This window comes from Pedomonas sp., assembly GCF_036515995.1.
Lineage (GTDB): Bacteria > Pseudomonadota > Alphaproteobacteria > Sphingomonadales > Sphingomonadaceae > Pedomonas.
Genome location: NZ_DATBUP010000119.1, coordinates 37271 through 46476, shown reverse-complemented (window position 1 = coordinate 46476; position 9206 = coordinate 37271). Strand labels below are relative to the sequence as shown.

Genomic DNA, 9206 nt, shown 5'->3' with positions numbered 1-9206 from the left:
CGCGACGGCCGGGGTGATACTGCCGCCGGTCGACACCGCGACTCCAGATGCGGATCTCCTGCGACAGCCCCTCGCTGCGCAGCGAATCCGCCGTGCAGGTGCTGGGCGCGTAGATCTGGGCGCAGCGGTTGTAGAAGTGGCGCATGTAGCGCAGGACGGGCGACTTCAGGAAATCCAGCCCATAGTACTGCAGGTAGGTCTCGAACCGGGTGTGGAAGGACGCCACGGCCGGAATGCCCATGCGCCGGGCCTGACGCTGAGCGGCGTAGCCGAGGAGATCAGGCGCGGACAGGTGGACGATTGTCGGGTTGAAGCGGACCAGATCTTCCCGCACGGAGCGCGGCATGCCCAGCGCAATGCGGTACTCGCGGCGGCGCGGCACGGGAATGGATGGCACGGAGATGAGGGTGCCCGCCGGTTCGAACGCCGGGGTGTCAGTGGTGGGGGAGTAAACCCGCACCGGAATGCCCTGCCGTTCCAGATAGGCGACGAGACGGTTGAGCGTCATGTTCGCACCGTCCCGAACGTAGTTGTAGTTGCCCGAAAACACCGCAACACGCAGGTTGGGGTTAAAGGTCGGGGTTTGGTTCGTTCGGAGTGGTGCCTGCCGGGCTTCCTGATCCTGCATTTCAAAAGCCGGCATTTTTCCCGCCTGTAACATCCGATGCCACTCGCTCAATTTGGTCAGAACCGATGGTTGGTCAGAACCGATTGGCGGCCCGCCAGCATGTTTTCATGGCGAAGGCCGCGCGCAGATGCAACATTCTACAACAAGCCACATCGCCGCGCCGTCGTTTTGGCCAGGGACAGAACCGTGAGTCCAAAGGCGAACACCGGCGCGGTCAATGACATAGAAACGATGCAGAAGGGAAACGGTTCATCATTTCGCATCGATCTGCAACTGTGGCGCAAGTTGTTGCATTTTTTCCTCATTACCCTGTTTCCGGCATGGCGGGCGAGGCCCTGAAAGGGTGGGCTGCGCGGCCGGTGCCAGAGTATAGACTAAGGCGAACCGGCGGCCGGCCCAGATTCGGGCGGGTGGGCCGAGTGGAATATTTTCAAACCGTGCAGGCTCTCGACCATGTGCAATCTCTACTCCATGACCGCTCCCGTTGACACGATTCGCCGGTTGTTCGAGGTGGCAGCCGGGGCGGTGCCGAATGTGCCCGCGCTGGGTTCGATCCGTCCGACCGAGCGCGTGCCGGTTGTGCGCAGCAGCCGGGCCGGTGACCGCGAAATGGCGATGATGCGTTGGGGATTCGTGCTGCCGCAGGGCGACAAGGCCCCCAAGCCCGTCACCAATGCGCGTAGCGACAAGGTGAACATTTCGGGTTTCTGGCGCTCCTCGTTCGAGTCTCGCCGCTGCCTCGTACCGGTGACGGCGTTTGGCGAGTGGACCCAGGCCGCGCCCAAGATCCTGCACTGGTTCCGCCTGAAGGAGGCAGAGGAGGGGGTGTTCGCCTTCGCCGGGCTGTGGCGGCCGTGGCAGGGCGAGCTGCGGGGCGAGAGGGTCTCGCTTGAGACCATGGCCTTCCTGACGACCGAGCCGAACGCGGACGTGCGGCCGATTCACCCCAAGTCCATGCCAGTGATCCTGCGCCCAGACCAGTACGACACCTGGATGAACGGCAGCCCAAAGGACGCGCTGGCATTGGCCGGGCCGCTGGAAGACGGCTCGCTGGACGTGGAGCGGGCGGACTAGAGCCTTTTCCGATCTGATTGCATCAGATCGCGGCTCCAAGTTCTTTGTTGGTCGCACTTTTTTAAGCGCAGGGTGTGCCACCCTGCTCGAAAGCTGCTCTAGCCCCGACGCTGCCGGAACTTCTCGACCGTTTCCGCCAGAATCTCCTGCTTGTGGGACACGTTGCGCTCCAGCGAGAATCGCTCGGCGGCAAGGCGCACGGCCTCCGGGGCAGGACGGTTGGCCAGCAGATCCTTCAGCGCAGCGGCCACGGCCTCGGGCGTGCGTGTCTCGACCAGACGGCCGGCTTCCGGACGATCGACCACCTCGCGGGCGCCGCCGACCGGCGTGATGACGAGCGGCGTGCCGCTGGCCAGCGACTCGAGCCAGACGTTGGCCAGACCCTCGCGCTGGCTGGTCAGCGCGAACACGTCTGCGGCGCGGTAGAGATCGGGCAGGGCATCATGCGAGACGTTGCCAAGGAATCGGACACGGTCTGCAATGCCGAGGTCGGCGGCGAGCTGCTCAAGGCTGGAGCGCAGCGGGCCGTGGCCGGCGATGGCGAGGTCCGTACCCTCAACCTGCTTCATGGCGCGGATCAGAAGGGCGTGGTCCTTCACCTCCGTCAGCGAGCCGACGGAGAGGACGGTAGGCCGGGTGAAGGCGTATTCGCGGCGGGCTTCCTCGCGTGCGCCGGGGCTGAAGCGGCTGAGATTGACGCCGGTGTAATGCACGATGATCTCGCCCGCGGCCATGCCGAGGCTGGCCATTTCCCCCTTCAGCGAGGCGGAGACGGCGGTCACGGTGTCGGCATTGCGGGCGGCCTCCAGCATGCGCTGGCGGGCAAGCGGGCGCTGCCCCCAGAGGGCGATGTCCGACCCGCGCGCCTTGATGGTGACGGGCAGGTTGAACTGACGGGCCAGCTGCACGGCGGCGACACCGCACGGGTAGAAGAACTGGGCGTCGATGACATCAGGCACGAAGCCTTCATTCTTCAGCTGTTGCAGCGCCTTTGCGCCCGCGCGCAGGATCAGCGCGGGGTTCAGCCGCCAGCCGACGGAGGGGAGCAGGGGAAAGCGCGGACGCAGCACGTCCAGCCCGCGCCAGTCTTCCCTCTCCGGCAATGCAGCCAGTGCCCGGTACCGCGGATGCAGCGACAGCGGCCATGGCGGCACGCCGTTGGGGGCGATGACTTTGGTTTCGATTCCCGCTTCCGCGACCTGCCGGGTGAGGTTTTCCACGAAGATGCCGAAATTCGGCTGTGCCCGGTTGGGATAAAGGGTTGAGAAAACGAGAGCCTTCACAGAAGTTCCTTATACTTTGCCGCATGGCAGAGCCGCTTCGGCGAAGCTATGCCAGCAGGAAGCATCTGCATCAACTGCAAGACCTTGGCCCCGGGCGTCGGCTCCGCTAAAGGAAGACCATGATGAGACACGACTCAAAGCTGCCCGTCCGCCGTCTGCTGCTTGTTGCCTGCGCCAGCCTTGCTCTGGGTGCCTGCGCAAAGGGCGACAAGGAACTGACCTATGTGGCCCGCGACGTGGAGACCCTGTACAACCTTGCCGCCGATACGCTGGCACGGGGACAGTACGGGCAGGCCGCGTTGATCTTCGACGAGGTGGAGCGCCAGCACCCCTATTCGGCCTGGGCGCGCCGCGCGCAGCTGATGTCGGCCTTCTCCTACTATCAGGCGAACAAGTATCAGGAGGCGATCCTGGCGGCGCAGCGGTTCCTCTCGCTGCACCCCGGCAACAAGGACGCGCCCTACGCCTACTATCTGATCGCCGTGTCTTACTATGAGCAGATCTCGGACGTGCGCCGTGACCAGAAGATCACCGAGCAGGCCCTGAACTCGCTGACCGAGCTGACCCGGCGCTATCCGGATACGCCCTACGCTGCCGACGCCCGCCTGAAGCTGGACCTGACCAAGGACCATCTGGCAGGCAAGGAAATGGAAGTGGGCCGGTGGTATGAAGTGCGCGGCGAGTGTCTGGCCGCCATTCACCGCTTCAGCAACGTGATCGAGAAGTACGAAACCACCTCGCACGTGCCGGAAGCCCTGCACCGGATGACCGAATGCTATCTGACGCTCGGCATGCGCGCCGAAGCGCAGCGTTCAGCCGCGGTGTTGGGGTATAACTTCCCGGGCTCGAAGTGGTACAAGCGCTCCTACGACCTGCTGGGCGGCGGCAAGCTGAACCAGTCCGCTTCGGCGGAGCAGAATTCTCAAACCGGGGGCTGACCGCCACACGATGCTGACGTCGCTCACGATCCGCGATGTGGTGCTGATCGAGGCATTGACCATCGATTTCGAGGCGGGACTGTGTGTCCTGACCGGCGAAACCGGGGCGGGCAAATCCATTCTGCTCGACAGTCTTGGCCTCGCACTTGGCGCCCGCGGCGAATCTTCCATGGTGCGCCGGGGCGCTACCCAAGCCAGCGTGACGGCGGCGTTCGAGCTGCCGGCGGATCACGCGGCCCGCCAGCTTGTGCGCGACTCCGGCCTCGAGGACGGCGAGCCGCTGCTGCTGCGCCGAATCGTGAAAGCCGATGGCGGCTCCCGGGCCTTCATCAACGATCAGCCGGTGGGCGTGGGCCTGCTGCGCGAAATCGGCGCGCTTCTGGTGGAAATCCACGGCCAGCATGACGAGCGCGGCCTGCTGAACCCGCGCGGCCATCGCGATCTGCTGGATGCGTTCGGCCGGTATGACGAGGCCATTGCTGCCTCGACGGGCAATTACGCGGCGTGGGTGGCGGCGCGCGAGGTGCTGGAGCGGGCGAAGGCCAGCCTGGCGGAGGCCGAGCGGGACCGCGAATGGCTGACCCACGCGGTGGATGAGTTGCAACGACTGAAGCCGGAGGCGGGCGAGGAGCAGTCACTGGCGGACGAGCGCGCGGCCATGCTCAAGGGGCAGCGGCTGGCGGGTGATCTGGATCAGGTGCTGGAATGCCTCGGCAACAGTGACGGCGGTCTGTCCAAGCTGCGTCAGGCTGCCCGCAAGCTGGAGCGCCTGGCAGCGGAAGACGAAACGCTGGCCAAGGCGCTGACTGCGCTGGATCAGGCCGTGAACGACGCCTCGGAGGCCGAGGACACGCTGATTCGTGCCCGTCACGCCATGGACTATGATCCTGCGCGGGTGGAGGCGGTCGAAACCCGGCTTTTCGAGCTGCGCGCCATGGCGCGCAAGCACAAGGTAAGCGTGGACGATCTGGCATCGCTGCGCGAGGAGCTTTCCGCACGACTGGCGACGCTGGAAGCGGGCGAGGCGGGCCTTGGCAAGCTGGAGGCGGAAGAGCGCAAGGCGTGGACGCGTTTTGCCGATGCGTGCGCCCATCTGCATAAGCTGCGCACCAAGGCGGCAAAACAGCTGGACGCGGCCATGGCCGCCGAGTTGCCGCCCTTGAAGCTGGATGCGGCCAAGTTCAAGACCGAGGTTGAAACCCTGCCGGAGAGCGCGTGGAGCGCGGGCGGGTCTGACCGGGTGGAGTTCACCATTTCCACCAACCCGAGCGCGCCGTTCGGCCCGCTGATGAAAATCGCCTCGGGTGGTGAAATGTCCCGCTTCATTCTGGCGCTGAAGGTGGCGCTGGCGGGAGAGGGCGTGGCGGGCACGCTGGTGTTTGACGAAATCGACCGGGGCGTGGGCGGCTCGGTGGCCTCGGCCATTGGTGATCGACTGAGCCGTCTGGGTCGCGAGACGCAGGTGCTGGTCGTCACCCACTCCCCGCAGGTGGCGGCGAGCGCCGATTGCCAGTGGCAGATCTCCAAGGCCGCCAACGAGGATGGCATGCGCACCTCCGTGCACCGGCTCAGCCAGGTGGAGCGGCGGGAAGAAATCGCCCGAATGCTGTCAGGCGACATCGTGACCGATGAAGCCCGGGCGCAAGCCCAGCGTTTGTTGAAAGCCTGAAACTAAAAAAGAGAGCTTAGGTCCGTGGATCGTCTCCTGCTGCGCCGAAAGGCGATCGATGCCATGTCTGACAAGGAAGCAAAGGCCGAGCTGGGCTGGCTGGCGGCCGAGATCGCAGAGCACAACAAGCGCTATTACCAGGAAGAGGCTCCCACCGTTTCCGACGCCGCCTATGACGCGCTGGTGCAGCGGCACCGGGCGATCGAGGCCAAATTCCCGCATCTGGTGGACCTGTTCAGCGCACCGCATCAGGTGGGTGCGGCGCCCCTGGGCCGATTCGGCAAGATTCGCCACGCCCGGCCCATGCTCTCCCTCGACAATGCGTTCGAGGACGCGGACGTGGCTGACTTTCTTGGCCGGGTGCGCAGCTTCCTGAAGCTGGGCGTGGGCGCTGACGTGTGCGTGGTGGCCGAGCCGAAGATCGACGGCCTCTCCATGTCCCTGCGCTATGAGAAGGGTAAGCTGGTCTCTGCTGCCACCCGTGGCGACGGCAGCGAGGGCGAGGACGTGACCGCCAACGTGCGCACCATTGCCGATGTGCCGCCGTACCTGTTCGGTGAGGGCTGGCCCGAAGTGCTGGAAGTGCGCGGTGAAATCTACATGCCCAAGGCGGCGTTCCTGCGGCTGAACGAGGCGCAGGCGGCGAACAACGACAAAGTGTTCGCCAACCCGCGCAACGCGGCGGCAGGCAGCCTACGCCAGCTCGACCCGACGGTGACGGCAAAACGGCCGCTGCGCTTCTTCGCCTACGCCTGGGGCGAGGTGTCCTCGCTTCCGGCGGATACGCAGTGGGGCATGCTGGAGACGCTGAAAAGCTACGGTTTTCCGGTGAACCCGCGCATCCGACGCTGCGAGACGCTGGAAGAGATTCTCGCCTGCTACCGCGAGACCGAGGCGGAGCGGGCAACGCTCGATTACGACATCGACGGCGTTGTTTACAAGGTCGACCGGCTCGACTGGCAGGACCGGTTGGGGCAGGTGGCGCGCAGCCCGCGCTGGGCGATTGCGCACAAGTTTCCCGCCGAACAGGCGACGACGATTCTCAAGGCCATCGAGATTCAGGTGGGCCGCACCGGCGCGCTGACGCCGGTGGCCAAGCTGGAGCCGGTGACGGTGGGCGGCGTGGTGGTCTCCAACGCCACGCTGCACAACGAGGATGAGATCGAGCGCAAGGACGCGCGCATTGGCGACACGGTGATCGTGCAGCGCGCGGGCGACGTTATCCCGCAGATCGTCGGCGTGGTGCTGGAGCGCCGCCCGATCGATCCCGAGCCGAAGAAATACGAGTTCCCGCAGACCTGTCCGGTGTGCGGAAGCCATGCCGAGCGCGAGGCAGGCGAGGCCATTCGGCGCTGCACCGGCGGCCTCATCTGCCCGGCGCAGCGGGTGGAGCGCCTGCGCCACTTCGTGTCCCGCACCGCCTTTGACATCGAGGGGCTGGGCGAGCGCAGCATCGAGGCGTTCTTCGCGGATGGCTTCATCAATGCGCCTGCCGACATCTTCCGCTTGAAAGAGCGTTCCGACGAGATCAAGCGGCGCGAGGGCTGGGGGCCGCAGTCGGTCAACAACCTGCTGGCGTCCATCGAGACGCGGCGCACGGTAACGCTGGACCGGTTCATCTACGCGCTGGGCATTCGCCACGTGGGCGAGGTGACGGCCCGCGATCTTGCCAAGGGTTACGGCACCATCGAGGCGCTGCGCGCTGCACTGGAGACACTGGGGCAGGAGCGCGACGGGCTGGTCGGCCAGTGGCGTGCCAATGGCATGAACGAGGCGGACGCTGAAAAGCGGCTGGCGCAGGAGATGCAGGCGCGCATCGGCATTGCCCAGATCGGGCCGGTGGTCGCCGAGGCGCTGGTGGACTTCTTCGCCGAGCCGCACAACGTCGAGGTCGTGAATGATTTGCTGTCCGAAGTGACGGTCGAGCCGTTCGTGTTCGAGACGGTGGAATCGGAGGTCAGCGGCAAGACCATGGTGTTCACCGGCTCGCTTGTGCAGATGACCCGCGAGGAAGCGGAAGACCGGGCGCAGCGCTTGGGCGCGAAGATCGCCAAGTCGGTCTCGAAGCAAACCGATATCGTGGTGGCCGGACCGGGGGCGGGCTCCAAGCTGAAGAAGGCGGCGGAGCTGGGCGTTCAGGTGATCGACGAGGATGCGTGGGTTGCCATTCTCGCTAGGGCGGGCGGCTGACGCGGTCCGGCTGGATCACACCCCCCCCATCTATGCAAAAATTGTATGGCTGAACTGCGATTCTATGTTCTGCTCAAACTACACGGAAGCAACTAGATAAGCGGCACGGCTCGAGAGCGAACCGTCAACGATATCTAGGAGACTTTCAGCCATGACCGCGCTTCAGGCCCGTGTTGCTGGTGTAATCAACGACGAAACCCAGGTGGCCCAGATGTCCCAGGCTGCCGCAGGTGCTGCTTCGCAGACCGTGCGTGGCGTTCGCCGTAACCGTCGCCGCCCCGGTCTGTCCAAGGCGACTGGCATGCAGTTCCCGCTGTTTCACGCTTGGCGGCCGTAACAGGCTCTGTTTCCGCCTGTTACGGCACTGCTTCGGTATGCTTTGAGCACATATTTTCGAAGCATCTTTGTTGTTGCGTTGCGTAATTTTGTTTCAGTAGCTTTGCGTTTCGTTTCTCGGCTTGCGTAGCGTCGCGTTGTTGTGTGTTGCTTCGTTTGGCTTAGCTTAGCTTCTGTAAAAGCAGTGTCGGCCAATCCCCGTTCAGCCGACGCTGCTTCAGCTCCAGTCCCAGAGCTGCGTATGCGTTGAGTACTGATTCTTCCTGGTCAGTCAGCAGTCCGGCAAGAATCAGAAACCCTCCCGCCTTCATGCTGCCGGCGATGTCCGGCGCCAGGGCGATCAGCGGACCTGCCAGAATGTTGGCGGTCACCAGATCGTACGGCGCACGCTGGCGCAGCAGAGGGTGGTCCAGTCCGGCAGCGGGGAGGAAGGCAATCTGTCCTGCCGCCTCCCCCACGGACACGCTGTTCATCTCGGCGTTCTCAATCGCCACATCCACCGAAACAGGATCGATGTCGCTTGCGGCAATCCGCAGACGCGGCCACGCCTTGGACATGGCAAAGGCAAGAATGCCCGAGCCGGTGCCGAGGTCGAGCGCGTTTTCAGGCTCGAGACCGTCCGTCGCCAGTGCATCCAGCGTTGCAAGGCAGCCGCTGGTGGTGGCGTGCTGGCCGGTGCCGAATGCCTGACCGGCCTCGATGCGGATGCCGATATAACCTGGCTTCAGGCTGTCGCGGCTGTGTTCCGCATAGATGTGGAAGCGGCCTGCGGTGATGGGTTGGAGGTAGCTCTGGCTGATCGACACCCAGTCAGCCGGAAACACCGGCTCTATCACGACGTCTTCCCGGCGGGAGGACGGCAGAACATCAAGCAGCGCTTCGATGTCGGCGTCGGTCGGCTCTTCGGAGAAGAAGGCCTCCAGCAGCCATTCTTCCGGCTTGTGCGGGTCCGGCTCGGACGTCATCAGCACCGGCGGGAAGTCCCGGCCTGCAAAGGCGGCGATATCTTCCTGAAGGCGCTCGGCCTCGTCCTTGTGGCAGGGGAGGGTGAGTTTCCAGGATTCGGGTGTCGTGTTCTCAGTCATGGC

8 protein-coding genes are annotated in these 9206 nt (G+C 64.7%); 5 read left to right on the top strand and 3 right to left on the bottom strand.

Going from position 1 to position 9206, the window contains the following annotated elements:
- Positions 1 to 643 (bottom strand): glycosyltransferase (locus VIG90_RS09360; RefSeq protein WP_331593233.1); only part of this gene is annotated, 643 nt, incomplete at its 3' end.
- 438 nt (positions 644 to 1081) lie between these two features.
- Here VIG90_RS09360 and VIG90_RS09355 point away from each other — a divergent pair.
- Positions 1082 to 1702 (top strand): SOS response-associated peptidase, encoded by a 621-nt coding sequence (locus VIG90_RS09355; RefSeq protein ID WP_331593232.1) that lies wholly within the window; start codon positions 1082 to 1084, stop codon positions 1700 to 1702.
- A 98-nt stretch (positions 1703 to 1800) separates the two neighbouring features.
- Here the strand turns inward: VIG90_RS09355 and VIG90_RS09350 are convergent, their stop codons facing one another.
- Complete coding sequence (locus VIG90_RS09350) at positions 1801 to 2985, bottom strand: glycosyltransferase (protein ID WP_331593231.1); 1185 nt, start codon at positions 2983 to 2985, stop codon at positions 1801 to 1803.
- Between the two features lie 122 nt (positions 2986 to 3107).
- Between VIG90_RS09350 and VIG90_RS09345 the strand changes: the two genes are divergently transcribed.
- From VIG90_RS09345 to VIG90_RS09330, 4 genes are all read left to right on the top strand, one after another.
- Positions 3108 to 3923: an outer membrane protein assembly factor BamD gene (locus VIG90_RS09345; RefSeq protein WP_414695486.1), complete on the top strand. Its 816-nt coding sequence runs from the start codon at positions 3108 to 3110 to the stop codon at positions 3921 to 3923.
- Positions 3924 to 3933: 10 nt separating this feature from the next.
- The gene (recN, locus tag VIG90_RS09340) at positions 3934 to 5592 is read left to right on the top strand and encodes a DNA repair protein RecN (RefSeq protein ID WP_331593229.1); all 1659 of its coding nucleotides are present in this window, start codon (positions 3934 to 3936) and stop codon (positions 5590 to 5592) included.
- Between the two features lie 63 nt (positions 5593 to 5655).
- On the top strand, positions 5656 to 7782 hold the full coding sequence (gene ligA, locus VIG90_RS09335; protein ID WP_331593236.1) for an NAD-dependent DNA ligase LigA: 2127 nt from the start codon (positions 5656 to 5658) through the stop codon (positions 7780 to 7782).
- Positions 7783 to 7933: 151 nt separating this feature from the next.
- Complete coding sequence (locus VIG90_RS09330; RefSeq protein ID WP_331593228.1) at positions 7934 to 8119, top strand: hypothetical protein; 186 nt, start codon at positions 7934 to 7936, stop codon at positions 8117 to 8119.
- A 160-nt stretch (positions 8120 to 8279) separates the two neighbouring features.
- Here the strand turns inward: VIG90_RS09330 and VIG90_RS09325 are convergent, their stop codons facing one another.
- Positions 8280 to 9203 (bottom strand): 50S ribosomal protein L11 methyltransferase, encoded by a 924-nt coding sequence (locus tag VIG90_RS09325; protein ID WP_331593227.1) that lies wholly within the window; start codon positions 9201 to 9203, stop codon positions 8280 to 8282.
- Positions 9204 to 9206: the final 3 nt, after the last annotated feature.

What these genes read in the sequence shown, in the direction of transcription:
- VIG90_RS09355 (WP_331593232.1), top strand. Translation starts at nt 1,082, where the DNA reads ATGTGCAATCTCTACTCCATGACCGCTCCCGTTGACACGATTCGCCGG.
- VIG90_RS09345 (WP_414695486.1), top strand. Translation starts at nt 3,108, where the DNA reads ATGAGACACGACTCAAAGCTGCCCGTCCGCCGTCTGCTGCTTGTTGCC.
- recN (WP_331593229.1), top strand. Translation starts at nt 3,934, where the DNA reads ATGCTGACGTCGCTCACGATCCGCGATGTGGTGCTGATCGAGGCATTG.
- ligA (WP_331593236.1), top strand. Translation starts at nt 5,656, where the DNA reads ATGTCTGACAAGGAAGCAAAGGCCGAGCTGGGCTGGCTGGCGGCCGAG.
- VIG90_RS09330 (WP_331593228.1), top strand. Translation starts at nt 7,934, where the DNA reads ATGACCGCGCTTCAGGCCCGTGTTGCTGGTGTAATCAACGACGAAACC.
- VIG90_RS09325 (WP_331593227.1), bottom strand. Translation starts at nt 9,203, where the DNA reads ATGACTGAGAACACGACACCCGAATCCTGGAAACTCACCCTCCCCTGC.